This window comes from Pseudomonas veronii (assembly GCF_002028325.1).
Lineage (GTDB): Bacteria > Pseudomonadota > Gammaproteobacteria > Pseudomonadales > Pseudomonadaceae > Aquipseudomonas > Aquipseudomonas veronii.
This window is the reverse complement of the sequence record NZ_CP018420.1, coordinates 4,981,723-4,998,343: the sequence shown is the minus strand read 5'-3', so window position 1 is coordinate 4,998,343 and position 16,621 is coordinate 4,981,723. Positions and strand designations below refer to the sequence as shown.

General features: G+C 62.6%; 17 protein-coding genes. All 17 read left to right on the top strand.

Annotation, left to right across the window (positions count from 1 at the left end; translation table 11 throughout):
- Positions 1–41: 41 nt before the first annotated feature.
- The 17 genes from fliS to fliM all read left to right on the top strand — a co-directional run bounded on the left by fliS (position 42) and on the right by fliM (position 16,611).
- Positions 42–431, top strand: coding sequence for a flagellar export chaperone FliS (gene fliS, locus PverR02_RS22745; protein ID WP_046382516.1), 390 nt, complete (start codon positions 42–44; stop codon positions 429–431).
- Between the two features lie 25 nt (positions 432–456).
- Positions 457–753 (top strand): flagellar protein FliT, encoded by a 297-nt coding sequence (fliT, locus tag PverR02_RS22740; RefSeq protein ID WP_046385203.1) that lies wholly within the window; start codon positions 457–459, stop codon positions 751–753.
- 169 nt (positions 754–922) lie between these two features.
- On the top strand, positions 923–2,398 hold the full coding sequence (locus PverR02_RS22735; protein ID WP_079444458.1) for a sigma-54 dependent transcriptional regulator: 1,476 nt from the start codon (positions 923–925) through the stop codon (positions 2,396–2,398).
- A 110-nt stretch (positions 2,399–2,508) separates the two neighbouring features.
- Positions 2,509–3,720: a sensor histidine kinase gene (locus PverR02_RS22730; protein WP_032804228.1), complete on the top strand. Its 1,212-nt coding sequence runs from the start codon at positions 2,509–2,511 to the stop codon at positions 3,718–3,720.
- A 6-nt stretch (positions 3,721–3,726) separates the two neighbouring features.
- On the top strand, positions 3,727–5,103 hold the full coding sequence (locus tag PverR02_RS22725; protein ID WP_079444457.1) for a sigma-54-dependent transcriptional regulator: 1,377 nt from the start codon (positions 3,727–3,729) through the stop codon (positions 5,101–5,103).
- A 131-nt stretch (positions 5,104–5,234) separates the two neighbouring features.
- Positions 5,235–5,564, top strand: a complete 330-nt coding sequence (gene fliE / locus PverR02_RS22720) for a flagellar hook-basal body complex protein FliE (protein WP_046382518.1) — start codon at positions 5,235–5,237, stop codon at positions 5,562–5,564.
- A 16-nt stretch (positions 5,565–5,580) separates the two neighbouring features.
- On the top strand, positions 5,581–7,359 hold the full coding sequence (fliF, locus tag PverR02_RS22715; protein ID WP_017845378.1) for a flagellar basal-body MS-ring/collar protein FliF: 1,779 nt from the start codon (positions 5,581–5,583) through the stop codon (positions 7,357–7,359).
- Entirely contained in the window at positions 7,352–8,371 is a 1,020-nt protein-coding gene (fliG, locus tag PverR02_RS22710) for a flagellar motor switch protein FliG (RefSeq protein WP_010563975.1), read from the top strand. Before fliF ends, fliG begins: the two co-directional genes overlap by 8 nt.
- Before the next feature lie 10 nt (positions 8,372–8,381).
- Positions 8,382–9,146: a flagellar assembly protein FliH gene (gene fliH, locus PverR02_RS22705; protein ID WP_079444456.1), complete on the top strand. Its 765-nt coding sequence runs from the start codon at positions 8,382–8,384 to the stop codon at positions 9,144–9,146.
- Positions 9,136–10,494, top strand: coding sequence for a flagellar protein export ATPase FliI (gene fliI, locus PverR02_RS22700; RefSeq protein WP_017845380.1), 1,359 nt, complete (start codon positions 9,136–9,138; stop codon positions 10,492–10,494). The genes fliH and fliI overlap by 11 nt, the downstream gene beginning before the upstream one ends.
- Before the next feature lie 3 nt (positions 10,495–10,497).
- Positions 10,498–10,947 carry a flagellar export protein FliJ gene (fliJ, locus tag PverR02_RS22695; RefSeq protein WP_017845381.1) on the top strand — a complete coding sequence of 150 codons (450 nt, stop codon included), beginning with the start codon at positions 10,498–10,500 and terminating at the stop codon, positions 10,945–10,947.
- Between the two features lie 120 nt (positions 10,948–11,067).
- Positions 11,068–11,373 (top strand): STAS domain-containing protein, encoded by a 306-nt coding sequence (locus PverR02_RS22690; RefSeq protein WP_017845382.1) that lies wholly within the window; start codon positions 11,068–11,070, stop codon positions 11,371–11,373.
- A complete protein-coding gene (locus PverR02_RS22685) occupies positions 11,370–13,088 on the top strand; it encodes an ATP-binding SpoIIE family protein phosphatase (protein ID WP_079444455.1) in 1,719 nt (572 codons plus the stop codon). The genes PverR02_RS22690 and PverR02_RS22685 overlap by 4 nt, the downstream gene beginning before the upstream one ends.
- A gap of 30 nt (positions 13,089–13,118) precedes the next feature.
- Positions 13,119–13,463, top strand: coding sequence for an Hpt domain-containing protein (locus tag PverR02_RS22680; RefSeq protein WP_017845384.1), 345 nt, complete (start codon positions 13,119–13,121; stop codon positions 13,461–13,463).
- A 98-nt stretch (positions 13,464–13,561) separates the two neighbouring features.
- Positions 13,562–14,932: a flagellar hook-length control protein FliK gene (locus tag PverR02_RS22675; RefSeq protein WP_079444454.1), complete on the top strand. Its 1,371-nt coding sequence runs from the start codon at positions 13,562–13,564 to the stop codon at positions 14,930–14,932.
- 200 nt (positions 14,933–15,132) lie between these two features.
- Positions 15,133–15,633: a flagellar basal body-associated protein FliL gene (gene fliL / locus PverR02_RS22670; RefSeq protein WP_017845386.1), complete on the top strand. Its 501-nt coding sequence runs from the start codon at positions 15,133–15,135 to the stop codon at positions 15,631–15,633.
- 9 nt (positions 15,634–15,642) lie between these two features.
- Positions 15,643–16,611, top strand: a complete 969-nt coding sequence (gene fliM / locus PverR02_RS22665; RefSeq protein ID WP_017845387.1) for a flagellar motor switch protein FliM — start codon at positions 15,643–15,645, stop codon at positions 16,609–16,611.
- Positions 16,612–16,621: the final 10 nt, after the last annotated feature.

The window sequence follows — 16,621 nt, the reverse complement described above, 5'->3', positions numbered from 1 at the left end:
GAGTAAACCTATTCGTCTGTGGTCTGTAATGAGGTAGCAACATGAACCCGATGAGAGCCCTTCGCCAATATCAGAAGGTCAATTCCCACGCCCAAGTGTCCGAGGCCAGCCCTCATCGCTTGATCCAAATGCTGATGGAGGGCGGGCTTGAGCGTCTCGCCCAGGCCAAAGGCGCAATGGCGCGTGGTGATATCCCACAAAAGGGGCTGTTGCTGACTAAGGCTATCGACATCATCACAGGCTTGCGTCAGGGCCTGGACGAAACCAAGGCTGAAGACCCGGCCACAATCCAGCGTTTGGCAGCCCTGTACGACTATATGAACGTACGTCTGCTGAGAGCGAATGCCGACAATGATCCAGAAGTGATCGATGAAGTTGCTCGCTTGCTGATCACTGTCAAGGAAGGTTGGGATGCCATCGCTCCACAATAAGGCGGACCGCCTTGAGGTACGCATCATGAGCCGCGCACTGCAACGCATCGATGAAACCCGCGAAGCCCTTATCGGCGCGCTTGCTGAACGCAACTGGGAAGCCGTTGGCGAGCTGGACCTGGGGTGCCGCGCAGCGATTGATGAAGTGCTCAGTGAGCCGCCGGTGGACGAAGATGCGCTGCGGGAGAAGCTGGAGAGCCTGCTGGCGGTGTATCAGCAATTGCTTGAAGTAACGATGGGCGAGCGCCAGGCAATTTTCGAAGAGATGTCGCAGATCAACCAAGCGAAAAATGCGTCAAAGGTTTACCATCTGTTCGGTTGAACGGGCGCAGTTAATCCGAACGGCGCGTCATATATTTGACTGTGCCAGCATTTTTGACTTAACTAGTGCTGTTTTCAGATTTCAGACGTCTAGTAAGGTAAGAAGTCTTACAGGCATCTAGATAGCCCGTACTCTGGGCAGAGCGTTTTACTAGGGAAGTTGCTATTGCATGTGGCGTGAAACCAAAATTCTGCTGATTGATGACGATAGCGTCCGCCGCCGCGATTTAGCGGTGATTTTAAATTTTCTTGGCGAAGAAAATCTGCCCTGCGGTAGCCATGATTGGCAGCAGGCGGTCAGCTCGTTGTCCTCGAGCCGTGAAATCATTTGTGTACTGATCGGGACGGTAAACGCTCCTGGCGCAGTTCTGGGCTTGTTAAAGACACTGTCAACCTGGGATGAGTTCCTTCCGGTGTTGCTGATGGGCGATATTTCTTCGCTCGACCTGCCGGAAGACCAGCGCCGCCGGGTGTTGTCCGCCCTGGAAATGCCGCCCAGCTACAGCAAATTGCTCGACTCCCTGCACCGCGCCCAGGTCTATCGCGAGATGTACGACCAGGCCCGTGAGCGCGGTCGTCACCGCGAACCCAACCTGTTCCGCAGCCTCGTCGGCACCAGCCGGGCGATCCAGCACGTGCGCCAGATGATGCAGCAAGTGGCCGATACCGACGCCAGTGTGCTGATCCTCGGCGAGTCGGGCACCGGCAAGGAAGTGGTCGCGCGCAACCTGCACTATCACTCCAAGCGCCGCGACGGGCCCTTTGTGCCGGTCAATTGCGGGGCGATCCCGGCAGAGCTGCTCGAAAGCGAACTGTTCGGCCACGAGAAGGGCGCCTTTACCGGGGCGATCACCAGCCGTGCCGGGCGTTTCGAGCTGGCCAACGGCGGCACGCTGTTCCTCGACGAAATCGGCGACATGCCGCTGCCGATGCAGGTCAAGCTGTTGCGCGTGTTGCAGGAGCGCACCTTCGAACGCGTGGGCAGCAACAAGACCCAGAGCGTTGACGTGCGGATCATTGCGGCCACCCACAAGAACCTCGAAAGCATGATCGAGGTCGGCAGCTTCCGCGAAGACCTCTATTACCGCCTCAACGTGTTCCCGATCGAGATGGCCCCGCTGCGTGAGCGCGTGGAAGACATCCCGCTGCTGATGAACGAACTGATCTCGCGCATGGAGCACGAAAAGCGCGGTTCGATCCGCTTCAATTCGGCAGCGATCATGTCCCTGTGTCGTCACGGCTGGCCGGGCAACGTCCGCGAGCTGGCCAACCTGGTGGAGCGCATGGCGATCATGCATCCCTACGGTGTGATCGGCGTGGTCGAGCTGCCGAAGAAATTCCGCTACGTCGACGAAGAAGACGAGCATCTGGTGGACAGCCTGCGCAGCGACATGGAAGAGCGGATCGCCATCAACGGTCATACGCCGGACTTCGGTGCCAATGCCATGCTGCCGCCCGAAGGCCTTGACCTCAAAGACTACCTCGGCAACCTTGAACAAGGGCTGATCCAGCAAGCCCTGGACGACGCCAACGGCATCGTCGCGCGTGCCGCCGAGCGCCTGCGCATCCGTCGAACCACCCTGGTGGAAAAGATGCGCAAGTACGGGATGAGCCGTCGAGACGGTGATGAACAGGCAGATGATTGACGCCTGTTTTTCAAGTAACTGAAAACTAAGCGCATTTTTTTAGGCACGGGTATTGCTACAGCCCTCGCAACGTTCCGTTTAACTGACGGTCAGCCAAGCGAGAGAGCATGATGCCCCACGCCGCCCAACTACCTTCGGCCCCTGAACTCCAGGGGCCTGTCCCGTCCGCCGAACAGCTCAGCCGGCATGGCCTTGAGCAGGCGTTCTCGCTGTTCAGTCAGATGTCCAGCCAGTTGACCGACTCCTACAGCCTGCTGGAAGCGCGGGTCTCCGAGCTCAAGGGCGAATTGGCGGTGGTCAGTGCCCAGCGCATGGAAGAGCTGGCCGAGAAAGAGCGCCTGGCCAACCGTCTGCAGAACCTGCTCGATCTGTTGCCTGGCGGTGTGATCGTCATCGACGACCAGGGCCGTGTGCGCGAAGCCAACCCGGCCGCCTGCGACCTGCTCGGACTGCCGTTGGAGGGCGAACTGTGGCGCCATGTCATCAGCCGCTGCTTCGCGCCGCGTGAAGATGACGGCCATGAAATCTCCCTCAAGGATGGGCGCCGCTTGTCCATCGCCACTCGCTCCCTGGACGCGGAGCCCGGTCAACTGGTGCTGCTCAACGACCTGACTGAAACCCGTCACCTGCAAGACCAACTGGCGCGCCATGAGCGCTTGTCGTCGCTGGGTAGGATGGTCGCTTCTTTGGCGCATCAGATCCGCACGCCGTTGTCGGCGGCGTTGATCTACGCCAGTCATTTGACTGATGAGCAATTGCCCGCCGACACCCACCAGCGTTTTGCCGGACGCCTCAAGGAGCGCTTGCATGAGTTGGAGCACCAGGTGCGCGACATGTTGGTGTTTGCCCGCGGCGAATTGCCGCTGACCGACCGCATCACGCCGTCCGGCCTGATGCAGGCGTTGCAAGCGGCGGCCGCCACCCATGTGCAGGACGCCAATGTGCGCTGGCAGTGCGACAGCCACCAAGGCGAATTGCTGTGCAACCGCGACACCCTGGTCGGCGCGCTGCTCAACCTGATCGAAAACGCGACCCAGGCCAGCGGCCCCGGTGCGCGGCTCAAGGTGCATGTGTACGCCCGTGCGCAAACCCTGCGCCTGTGCATCAGCGACAGCGGTAGCGGTATCGAGCCGCAGGTGCTGCAGCGCCTGGGCGAACCGTTTTTCACCACCAAGACCAACGGTACGGGCCTCGGCCTGACGGTGGTCAAGGCCGTGGCGCGCGCCCATCAGGGAGAATTGCAACTGCGTTCCCGCTTGGGGCGTGGCACTTGTGCATTGATGACCTTGCCGCTGTTTTCATGCGCGGCAAGCGCGGAGTAAAAGGCTATGGCTATCAAGGTTCTGTTGGTGGAAGACGATCGTGCCCTGCGTGAGGCATTGGCTGACACGCTGCTGCTGGCGGGCCATGACTATCGGGCGGTCGGTTCTGCCGAGGACGCCTTGGCGGCGGTGGAGCAAGAGGCCTTCAGCCTGGTGGTCAGCGACGTGAACATGCCTGGCATGGACGGCCATCAGTTGCTCGCGCTGCTGCGCGCACGCCAGCCGCAGTTGCCGGTGCTGCTGATGACCGCCCATGGCGCCGTCGAGCGCGCAGTGGATGCCATGCGCCAGGGCGCGGCGGATTACTTGGTCAAGCCGTTCGAGCCCAAGGCGCTGATCGAGCTGGTGGCGCGGCATGCCCTGGGGGTGATTCCTGTCGGCGAGGCAGACGGCCCGATTGCTTTTGAGCCGGCCAGCGCACAATTGCTGGAGCTCGCGGCCCGCGTGGCGCGCAGTGATTCCACCGTGTTGATTTCCGGCGAGTCGGGCACTGGCAAGGAAGTGCTGGCGCGCTATATCCACCAGCAATCGGGGCGCGCCCAGCAGCCCTTTATCGCGATCAATTGCGCGGCGATCCCCGACAACATGCTCGAAGCCACGCTGTTCGGCCACGAAAAGGGCTCCTTCACCGGCGCCATCGCGGCCCAGGCGGGCAAGTTCGAGCAGGCCGACGGCGGTACCATCCTGCTCGACGAAATTTCGGAAATGCCCCTGGGCCTGCAAGCCAAACTGCTGCGGGTGCTGCAGGAGCGTGAAGTGGAGCGGGTCGGTGCGCGCAAGCCGATCCAGCTGGATATCCGCGTGGTCGCCACCACCAACCGCGACCTGGCGGGTGAAGTGGCGGCGGGGCGCTTTCGTGAAGACTTGTTCTACCGCCTCTCGGTATTCCCCCTGGCCTGGTGCCCGCTGCGCGAGCGCCCGGCGGACATCATCCCGCTGGCCGAGCGCCTGCTGAACAACCACGTCAAAAAAATGAAGCACGCCCAGGCGCGGCTGTCGGCCGAAGCCCAGGCATGCCTGATCGGCTACCCCTGGCCCGGCAACGTGCGGGAACTGGATAACGCCATTCAGCGCGCGTTGATTCTGCAGCAGGGCGGCTTGATCCAGCCCCAGGACTTCTGTCTGGCCATGGGCAGCGGCGCCGCGCCGTTACCGAGCCTGGCGCCCGCGCCGCTGGTCGCCGAAGCCGAATCCGCCGGGGCCCTGGGCGATGATCTGCGCCGCCGCGAATTCCAGATGATCATCGACACCCTGCGCGCCGAACGCGGCCGCCGTAAAGAAGCGGCCGAGCGCCTGGGCATCAGCCCACGCACCCTGCGCTACAAGTTGGCGCAGATGCGGGATGCGGGGATGGACGTGGAAGCTTATCTGTTTGCTATCTGAGCGGTAACAAGGCCGACAAGTTTTGTCGCCTTTTCTTACAGGTTGATACAGAGCTGGCACCCTTGTTGCTACCACCCCTAGTAACCGCTGCGTAGTGTCAAAAAATTGCGGGTCGTCGGAGAGAGAAGGTCATGAGCCAGGGTATTGAGTTCAATCGGTTGATGTTGGATATGCGCTCCATGCAAATGGACGCCATGGCTCAACCGAAATCCGTCGCACAAGCGCCGGAATTGGGCCAAAGCAGTTTCGCCGATATGCTCGGCCAGGCCATCAACAAAGTCAGTGACACCCAGCAAGCCTCCAACCAGTTGGCGACCGCATTCGAGATCGGCAAGAGCGGCGTGGACCTGACCGACGTGATGGTCGCTTCGCAGAAAGCCAGTGTGTCCTTTCAAGCCTTGACCCAGGTGCGCAACAAACTGGTCCAGGCTTATCAAGACATCATGCAGATGCCGGTTTAAGGACGAGATTTAAGTCATGGCAGAAGCAGTCGTGGACAACGTACCCGCCAAGACAGACGGCAAGCCGCCGCTGTTTGGCCTGTCGTTCCTGGAAAACCTCTCGGAAATGACCATGCTGCGTCAGGTGGGCCTGATGGTCGGCCTGGCGGCCAGCGTGGCGATTGGTTTTGCTGTGGTGCTGTGGTCGCAGCAACCCGATTACCGGCCGCTGTACGGCAGCCTGGCCGGTATGGACTCCAAGCAGATCATGGAAACCCTGGCCGCCGCCGACATCGCCTACACCGTGGAGCCCAACTCCGGGGCACTGCTGGTCAAGGCCGATGACGTCGCCCGGGCGCGCATGAAGCTGGCCGCTGCCGGCGTGACCCCGTCCGACAGCAACATCGGTTTCGAGATCCTCGACAAGGACCAGGGCCTGGGTACCAGCCAGTTCATGGAAGCCACCCGCTACCGTCGTGGCCTGGAAGGCGAACTGGCGCGCACCATCTCCAGCCTCAATAACGTCAAGGGCGCGCGGGTCCACCTGGCGATTCCGAAGAGTTCGGTGTTTGTGCGTGACGAGCGCAAGCCAAGTGCCTCGGTATTGGTCGAACTGTTTTCCGGCCGCTCCCTGGAGCCTGGCCAGGTGCTGGCGATCATCAACCTGGTGGCCACCAGCGTTCCCGAATTGAGCAAGTCGCAAATCACCGTGGTCGACCAGAAGGGCAACCTCTTGTCCGACATGGCCGAAAATTCTGCGCTGACCCAGGCCGGCAAGCAGTTCGACTACAGCCGCCGCATGGAAAGCATGCTCACCCAGCGTGTCCACAACATCCTGCAACCGGTGCTGGGCAACGACCGCTACAAGGCTGAAGTGTCCGCCGACGTGGATTTCAGTGCCGTCGAGTCGACCTCCGAGCAATTCAACCCGGACCAGCCGGCCCTGCGCAGCGAGCAGTCCACCAGCGAACAACGCACCGCCAGCAACGGCCCGCAAGGCGTACCGGGTGCCCTGAGCAACCAGCCGCCGGCCCCGGCCTCGGCACCGCAAACCACCGGCGGCGCCGCCGCGACCGCGGGCGCCATCGCTCCCGGCCAGCCACTGTTGGACGCCAACGGCCAGCAGATCATGGACCCGGCCACCGGCCAGCCGATGCTCGCTCCGTACCCGGCGGACAAGCGTAACCAGTCGACCAAGAACTTCGAACTCGACCGTTCCATCAGCCACACCAAGCAGCAACAGGGCCGGATCAACCGCCTGTCGGTGTCGGTGGTGGTCGATGACCAGGTCAAGGTCAACGCCGCTGACGGCGCCGTCACCCGCGCACCGTGGAGCGCCGACGAATTGGCGCGCTTCACCCGCCTGGTGCAGGATGCCGTCGGTTTCGACGCCAGCCGTGGCGACAGCGTCAGCGTGATCAACATGCCGTTCTCCGCCGAGCGTGGCGAAGTGATCGCCGAAGCGGCGTTCTACACCCAGCCGTGGTTCTGGGACATCGTCAAGCAAGTGCTGGGCGTGTTGTTCATCCTGGTGCTGGTGTTCGGCGTACTGCGTCCGGTGCTCAACAACATCACCGGCAATGGCAAGAAACAACTGGCGGCCTTCGCTGGCGGCGACGTCGAGTTGGGTGGCATGGGCGGCCTGGACGGCGAACTGGCCAACGACCGCGTCAGCCTCGGCGGCCCGCAAAGCATCCTGTTGCCAAGCCCGAGCGAAGGCTATGACGCTCAGTTGAACGCAATCAAGAGTCTGGTGGCAGAAGACCCGGGCCGTGTGGCCCAGGTCGTGAAAGAGTGGATTAACGCAGATGAGTGATAATCGAGCCGCTGTTGCCAAACTCACCAAGGTCGACAAAGCCGCAGTCCTGCTGCTGTCCCTGGGTGAAACCGACGCCGCCCAAGTGCTGCGCCACATGGGCCCCAAAGAGGTTCAACGGGTCGGCGTGGCCATGGCGCAAATGCGCAACGTTCACCGTGAGCAGGTCGAACAGGTGATGAGCGAGTTCGTCGAGATCGTCGGCGACCAGACCAGCCTGGGTGTCGGCTCCGACAGCTACATCCGCAAGATGCTCACCTCGGCCCTCGGCGAAGACAAAGCCAACGGCCTGATCGACCGCATCCTGCTGGGCGGCAACACCAGCGGCCTCGACAGCCTCAAATGGATGGAGCCGCGCGCCGTCGCCGACGTGATCCGCTACGAACACCCGCAGATCCAGGCGATCGTGGTGGCGTACCTCGACCCGGACCAGGCTGGCGAAGTGCTCGGCCACTTCGACCATAAAGTGCGCCTGGACATCATCCTGCGCGTATCGTCGTTGAACACCGTGCAGCCGGCGGCCCTGAAAGAACTCAACACGATTCTCGAGAAGCAGTTCTCGGGCAACTCGAATGCTTCGCGCACCACCTTGGGTGGTATCAAGCGCGCCGCCGACATCATGAACTTCCTCGACAGCTCGGTCGAAGGCCAGTTGATGGACTCGATCCGCGAGATCGACGACACCCTGTCCGGCCAGATCGAAGACCTCATGTTCGTGTTCAACAACCTCTCCGATGTCGACGACCGTGGCATCCAGGCGCTGTTGCGCGAAGTCTCCTCCGACGTGCTGGTACTGGCCCTCAAGGGCTCGGACGAAGGCGTCAAGGAGAAGATCTTCAAGAACATGTCCAAGCGCGCCTCGGAACTGTTGCGCGACGACCTGGAAGCCAAAGGCCCGGTGCGCGTCAGCGACGTGGAAACCGCCCAGAAGGAAATCCTCACCATTGCCCGCCGTATGGCCGAAGCCGGAGAAATCGTTCTCGGCGGGAAGGGCGGCGAAGAAATGATCTAAGGCGCCTCGCATGTCGAACAAAGATGAGACGCCCAGCGATCTGATTCGCGCGCGGGACGTGGGCGGGTTCGACATCTGGTCGTTGCCCAGCTTCGATCCGCATGTGCCGGAGCCCGAACCCGAGCCTGTGGAAGAACCGCCGGCGGAAATGGAAGAAGTGCCGCTGGAGGAAGTCCAACCACTGACCCTGGAAGAGTTGGAAAGCATCCGCCAGGAGGCCTACAACGAAGGCTTTGCCGCTGGCGAAAAAGATGGTTTTCGCAGCGCCACGCTCAAGGTCCGCCAGGAAGCCGAAGTCGCCTTGAGCGTCAAGCTGGCCAGCCTCGAACGCCTGATGGGCAGCCTGTTCGAGCCCATCGCCGAGCAGGATTCGCAGATCGAAAAAGCCATGGTTGGGCTGGTCGAGCACATCGCCCGTCAGGTGATCCAGCGTGAACTGGTGCTGGACTCCAGCCAGATCGAAAGCGTCATGCGCGAAGCCCTCAAGCTGCTGCCCCTGGGCGTCGGCAATGTGCGGCTGCACATCAACCCGCAGGATTTCGAACAGGTCAAAGCCCTGCGCGAGCGCCATGAAGAAACCTGGCGCATCGTCGAAGATGCCGATCTGCAGCCCGGTGGTTGCCGCGTCGAGACCGAATACAGCCGCATCGACGCCACCGTGGAAACGCGCATCAGCCAGATCATGGCCCAGCTGCTGGATCAGGTCCACGAGCAGCTCCTGAACCCGGCCGAACCGGACATGAGCGTGGACCTGGACGCCGCCGATGCGCCTTGATCGCACCAGCTTCGCCAAGCGCCTGGGCGGTTATATCGAGGCCACCGGGTTGCCCGGCCAGCCGATTCTCGAAGGGCGCCTGCTGCGCATGGTCGGCCTGACCCTCGAAGCCGAAGGCCTGCGTGCCGCCATGGGCAGCCGCTGCCTGGTGATCAACGACGACAGCTACCACCCGGTGCAGGTCGAAGCCGAAGTCATGGGCTTTTCCGGCAGCAAGATTTTCCTCATGCCCGTCGGCAGCCTGGCGGGCATCGCCCCCGGTGCCCGCGTGGTGCCGCTGGCCGATACCGGCCGCCTGCCCATGGGCATGAGCATGCTCGGCCGCGTGCTGGACGGCGCCGGTCGCGCGCTGGACGGCAAGGGCGGCATGAAGGCCGAAGACTGGGTGCCGATGGACGGCCCCACCATCAACCCGCTCAAGCGCAACCCGATCAGCCAGCCGCTGGACGTGGGCATTCGCAGCATCAACGGTTTATTGACGGTCGGTCGCGGCCAGCGCCTGGGCCTGTTCGCCGGTACCGGCGTGGGTAAGTCGGTGTTGCTCGGCATGATGACCCGCTTTACCGAGGCCGACATCATCGTGGTGGGGCTGATCGGCGAACGGGGCCGGGAAGTGAAGGAGTTCATCGAGCACAGCCTCGGTGAAGAAGGCCTCAAGCGTTCGGTGGTGGTTGCCTCCCCGGCCGACGATGCGCCGCTGATGCGTTTGCGCGCGGCCATGTACTGCACGCGCATCGCCGAATATTTTCGCGACAAGGGCAAGAACGTCCTGTTGCTGATGGATTCCCTCACGCGTTTCGCCCAGGCCCAGCGGGAAATCGCCCTGGCCATCGGCGAGCCGCCGGCCACCAAGGGTTATCCGCCGTCGGTGTTCGCCAAGCTGCCCAAGCTGGTCGAGCGCGCCGGTAATGCCGAGGCGGGCGGAGGCTCGATCACTGCGTTCTACACCGTGTTGTCTGAAGGCGATGACCAGCAGGACCCGATCGCCGACTCGGCGCGCGGCGTGCTCGACGGTCACATCGTGCTGTCGCGGCGCCTGGCGGAAGAGGGGCATTACCCGGCGATCGACATTGAAGCCTCCATCAGCCGGGTGATGCCGTCAGTGGTCACGCCCGAGCACATGGCCCGCGCCCAGCAGTTCAAGCAGCTGTGGTCGCGCTACCAGCAGAGTCGCGACCTGATCAGCGTCGGCGCCTATGTGGCCGGTGGCGATCGTGAGACCGACCTGGCGATTGCCCTGCAACCGCAACTGGTCACCTACCTGCGCCAGGGCCTCAACGACAACATCAGCATGGGCGAAAGCGAAGCGCACTTGCAGTCCATCTTCGCCCCCGCGCCAGGCGGCTAAGCCATGGCCAGCAGCCGCTCGTCACGCCTGGCCCCGGTGGTGGACATGGCCGAAAAGGCCGAAAAAACCGCGGTCCAGCGCCTGGGTTACTTCCAGGGCCAGGTGCGCCTGGCAGAAAGCAAGCTCGGCGACCTGGAGCGCTTTCGCGGCGAGTACCAGCAGCAGTGGATCGAGCGCGGCACCAAAGGCGTGTCCGGCCAGTGGCTGATGGGCTACCAGGGCTTTCTCAACCAACTTGAGACCGCCGTCGGCCAGCAGCGCCAGAGCCTGGCCTGGCACCAGAACAACCTCGACAAGGCCCGCGAGAGCTGGCAGCAGGCGTATGCCCGGGTCGAAGGCTTGCGCAAGCTGGTGCAGCGCTACATCGACGAAGCGCGGGCGATCGAGGATAAGCGCGAGCAGAAGCTGCTCGACGAGTTGTCCCAGCGCCTGCCGCGGCAGAATCCCTACTAGCGCCAGGCCCGCTGTTCAATGTGGGAAGGGGCTTGTCTCCCATATTTGATTCGCCGTGTTGCCCATAGCCCATTCGCCTGCTACACCTTCTATCTAGACCCATGACAAGGAAGCAGTCACATGTCAGTCGTGTCAGAAGTATCCCTGGATGGGACGAAGTTGACGATTGCAATCAAAGGCCGGTTCGATTTCGGCAGCCACCAGATCTTTCGTGAGGCCTACGAGCGTTTCTACAAGGTGCCGGACGTGTACGTGGTCGACCTGAAGGAAACCACCTACATGGACAGTTCCGCCCTGGGCATGCTCCTGCTGCTGCGCGATCATGCCGGGGGCGATGATGCGGAAGTCCAGGTGATCAACATCAGCTCCGACGTGCGCAAGATCCTCGCGATATCCAACTTCGATAAACTGTTCGATATCAATTGAGCGCTCTGGCTCCGGTCCTCGAACCGCTGACCGTCCTGATCGCCGAAGACAGCGCCACCGACTTGCTGTTGCTGTCGACCATCATCCGGCGCCAGGGCCACCACGTGCTCACCGCCAGCAACGGTGTGGAAGCGGTCGACCTGTTCGCCCGCGAACGCCCGCAACTGGTGCTGATGGACGCCCTGATGCCGGTGATGGATGGCTTTGAGGCCGCGCGCCGGATCAAGCAACTGGCGGGCGAAGCCCTGGTGCCGATCATCTTCCTCACCTCCCTGCGCCAAAGCGAAGCCCTGGCCGAATGCCTGGATGCCGGTGGCGATGACTTCTTGCCCAAGCCCTACAACCCGCTGATCCTCGCGGCCAAGATCAATGCGATGGACCGCCTGCGCCGCCTGCAGGCCACGGTATTGCAGCAGCGCGACCTGATCGCCAAGCACCACGACTACCTGCTGCATGAGCAACGCGTGGCCAAGGCGGTGTTCGACAAGGTTGCCCATTCCGGCTGTATCAATGCGGCGCCGAACATCCGTTACCTGCAATCGCCGTATGCGCTGTTCAACGGTGACTTGTTGTTGGCGGCCTACACGCCGGCGGGTGATATGCATGTGCTGCTCGGCGATTTCACCGGGCATGGCCTGCCGGCGGCGGTCGGCGCGATGCCGTTGGCGGAAGTGTTCTACGGCATGACGGCCAAGGGCTACGGGCTGACGCAGATCCTGCGGGAGATGAACGCCAAGCTCAAACGCATCCTGCCGGTGGACATGTTCTGCTGCGCCGCGCTGTTGTGCCTGAGCACGCAGCGGCGCGTGGTGGAGGTCTGGAATGGCGGCATGCCTGATGGCTATGTACATGAAGTCGCCACCGGCAAGCGGACACCGTTGGTGTCACGGCATTTGCCGTTGGGTGTGCTGTCGGCGCAGGCGTTCGAGGATCATACCGAAGTCTGGCCGATGGCCCTGGGCGACCGCGTGTTTCTGCTCTCCGACGGTGTACTGGACACCGCCGACGCCAACGAACAGTTGTTCGGCGCCGAGCGCTTGCAGCAGGTGTTTGCCGCCAATCGCGAGCCCGACCGCCTGTTCGAGGATATCGAGCAGGCTCTGGCGGCGTTTCGTGGTGAGGTGCGGGATGATGTGAGCATGGTCGAAATCACCCTGCAGGCCGGCCAGTCGATGCGCGCGACGGGGCCGTTGTACGCCGACAGCGGCCAGTCGTGCCCGTTGGATTGGTCGGTGGGCTTTGAATTCCGCGCCGAGACCCTCAAGCGTTACAACCCGTTGCCCTATCTGCTGCAACTGCTGCTCGAGATCCACGGCCTGCGCGAGCAGAGCGGGGCGCTCTACAGCGTGATGGCCGAACTGTATTCCAACGCTCTGGAGCATGGCGTGCTGGGCCTGGACTCGCGGCTCAAGCGCGATGCCAAAGGGTTCGCGCAGTATTACCGCGAGCGCAACGAACGGCTGATGCAGCTCAACAGCGGTTATGTGCGCGTGCAGGTGCAGGTGGCGCCCACCGTTACCGGCGGCAGGATGAGCTTGCGCATCGAAGACAGCGGCCCCGGGTTCGATGTGGAACAGGTACTGGCGCGCCCGCTGGATGTCGACCGCCTGTCCGGTCGCGGCTTGAGCCTGGTACGGCAACTGAGCAGCGATGTACGCTGGTCCGACGGCGGGCGTAGCGTCTGCGTAGAGTTTTGCTGGGAGGCTCTGGCATAATCCGCCGATTCTTGATCAAGGAGCGAACAAGTGGTTGAGGTTCATCTGGACCCGGACGTGTTATCGGGTTTGCAGGAAGTCATGGAAGGCGAGTACCCCAAGTTGCTCGATACCTTTCTCGATGATTCGCAAAAGCGCGTCGAAGCGCTGCGCAAGGCGCGCGACGATGCCAAGGCATTGGCGCTTATCGCCCATAGTTTCAAGGGCAGCAGTGGCAACCTCGGGGCGGTGCGGTTGGCGCACTTGTGCCAGCGCCTGGAGGTTGAGTCCGTCGAGGCGGCGGCGGACCTGGGGGCCTTGGTCGATCAGATCGATCATGAGTTTGCGCTGGTCAAGCCGCTGTATGAGTCGGAGCGCCAGCGCTTTCAGCTTTAATTTCAGGCGCGGGACGGCTTTTCGATAGGAGCTGGCCCGACTCTTGCTCTATCTCCTGATACTGCATCCCCGATCCCCATGCAGTGGAGACCTTACCTATGCCAGTCGCCCCTAATTCGCTCCTTCAGGCTGCCTCCGCGGCCAAGCCTCAAGCGCCTGCCGCCAATCCACCGGCGGCGGCTGCGGAGCCACGGGATAAGGGCCCTGGCTTTGCTCAGGTGTTCGCCAGCCAAGGTTCGAAGCCCTCGGCCAAGGCCGACGACAACTCGGCCAAACCCACGCGCGACAAGCCTGCCGACGCGAGTGCCAAACCGGTTGCCGGCAACGATAAGCCTGTCGCGAACAACGATAAACCTGCCGCCGGTACGCCAGCGGTTGCCGATAGCGGCAAACCCTTGCCTGCCGACCCGCCGGCCAAGCCGGCCGACAGCGCCAGCAGTGATCAAACCCCGCCCGCCGACCCGGCCCTGGCGCAGCAGCCCGCGGCAGACCCGACGGTTGCGCCGGTGGTTGACCCCGCGTTGATTGTCACGGTCACGCCAGTTGCTGTGCCGGTGCCGGTGGAAACGCCAGCCCCGGCCGCCGCCAAGGATGACAAGGCCCAGCCGCTGGTCACGACACCGCCGGCAGTGACCGATGCGGCCAAGCCAGCCTTCGATCCCGCGGCAGACCCTCTGGACGCCCTGCCGGCGGTACGCCTGGCGATGGAGCAGGGCGGCCATGTGTCGGCCAGCAGCCAGACGCCGCAGAAAGCCGCGCCGACGTCCCAGGACCAGCCGACTGTCGCGCAGAACTTCGCCACGGGCCTGGCTAACATGGTGGATCAGCAAGCCAGCAAGGACAGCACCGACCAGGGCGGCGACAAAGCCTTTGGCGGGTTGATCGAAGAAGGCCTCAAGGATTTGAAGGGCGCCAGCAGCGACACCCGTGTCGATGACTTCGCCAACCGCCTGGCCGCGCTGACCCAGGCCGCCACGCCGAAAACCGCCAACGCGTTGCCGCCGGTGACCAACGCACCGCTGGCCATGCACCAGAGCGGCTGGACCGAGGAAATCGTCAACCGCGTGATGTACCTGTCCAGCGCCAACCTCAAGTCGGCGGAGATCCAGCTGCAACCGGCCGAACTCGGGCGCCTGGATATCAAGGTCAACATGACAGCGGACCAGCAGGCCCAGGTCACGTTCATGAGCGGTCACGCCGTGGTGCGTGACGCGCTGGAAAGCCAGTCCGGCCGGTTGCGCGAGATGTTCGCCCAGCAGGGCATGGGGCAGGTCGACGTCAACGTGTCCGACCAATCCCGCGGCTGGCAGGGCCAGGGCCAACAGCAACAGAACCAGGCGAACGGTGTCAGTGGCCGTGGCGGTCGGGGTGACAACGGCGACGTTGCCGATCACGCCGAAGTGGCAGCGGCCGTCGCGCCGGTGACGTCCACCGTGATCGGCTCCAGCGCCGTCGACTACTACGCCTGATTCAGGGCCAACACCGGCCTGAGTGTGGGAGGGGGCTTGCCCCTGATGATCACGACCATTAAGCCTGGCCTGAGTCGATCGCAATCCAAAGGTGGGAGGGGGCATGGCCGCTGTCCTGCTCTGCCTGACAACTCTGGCATAACACTTGCTCTTGCCTTTCCGTAGATCTATGAATCCCCGAATAGTGACGGATTATTGGCATGGCGAAGAGCGACGACGCAGCAAAAGCACCTGCAGGCAAGGGTAAGCTCAAGCTTATCCTGTTGATTGTCCTGGCCCTGGTCCTGGCCATCGGCGCCTCTGTGGGCGGCACTTGGTACATCATGCACAGCAGTGCGAGCAAACCGGCGCCCGCCGCCGAAACTGCCAGCAACGTCAAGCAACCGGCAATCTTCGAACCGATGCTTCCGGCCTTTGTCGCCAACTTCAACCAGAACGGTCGTCAACGCTACCTGCAGGTGAGCATCACCTTGCTGGCGCGCAACCAGGCGGACCTTGATGCGCTCAAGGTGCATATGCCGGTGATCCGCAACAACCTGGTGATGTTGTTTTCCGCGCAAAGCTTCGACAACCTGGCCACCCCGGTGGGCCAGGAAATGCTGCGCCAGAAGGTCACTGCCAGCGTGCAGGAAGTGGCCCAGAAAGAGCTCGGCAAAGTGGTGGTCGAGCAGGCGCTCTTCACTAATTTCGTATTGCAGTAGGATCACCACATGGCCGTGCAAGACCTGCTGTCCCAGGATGAAATCGATGCGCTGCTGCATGGCGTGGACGATGGTCTGGTACAGACCGAAACGGCTGCCGAACCCGGCAGCGTCAAAAGTTATGACCTGACCAGCCAGGATCGCATCGTCCGTGGACGCATGCCGACCCTGGAAATGATCAACGAGCGTTTCGCCCGTTACACCCGCATCAGCATGTTCAACATGCTGCGCCGCTCGGCGGACGTGGCGGTGGGCGGCGTGCAGGTGATGAAGTTCGGTGAATACGTACACTCGCTGTACGTGCCTACCAGCCTCAACCTGGTCAAGATCAAGCCATTGCGCGGCACGGCGTTGTTCATCCTCGACGCCAAACTGGTGTTCAAGCTGGTGGACAACTTCTTCGGCGGCGACGGCCGTCACGCCAAGATCGAAGGCCGGGAATTCACCCCCACGGAACTGCGAGTGGTGCGGATGGTGCTGGAGCAGGCCTTCATCGACTTGAAGGAAGCCTGGCAGGCGATCATGGAAGTCAACTTCGAGTACATCAACTCGGAAGTGAACCCGGCCATGGCCAACATCGTCGGCCCCAGCGAAGCGATTGTGGTGTCGACGTTCCACATCGAACTCGATGGCGGTGGCGGTGACCTGCACGTGACCATGCCGTACTCGATGATCGAGCCGGTGCGCGAAATGCTCGATGCCGGCTTCCAGTCCGACCTCGACGATCAGGATGAACGCTGGGTCAAGGCCCTGCGCGAAGACCTGCTGGACGTCGACGTGCCGCTGAGCGCCACCGTGGCGCGTCGTCAGTTGCGCCTGCGGGATATCTTGCACATGCAACCGGGCGACGTGATTCCCGTCGAGTTGCCGGAAGAACTGATCATGCGCGCCAACGGCGTGCCGTCGTTCAAGGTCAAGCTCGGTTCCCACAAGGGCAACCTGGCGCTGCAAGTGGTGGAGCCGATCAACCGGCGTTGAGTCACCCGTA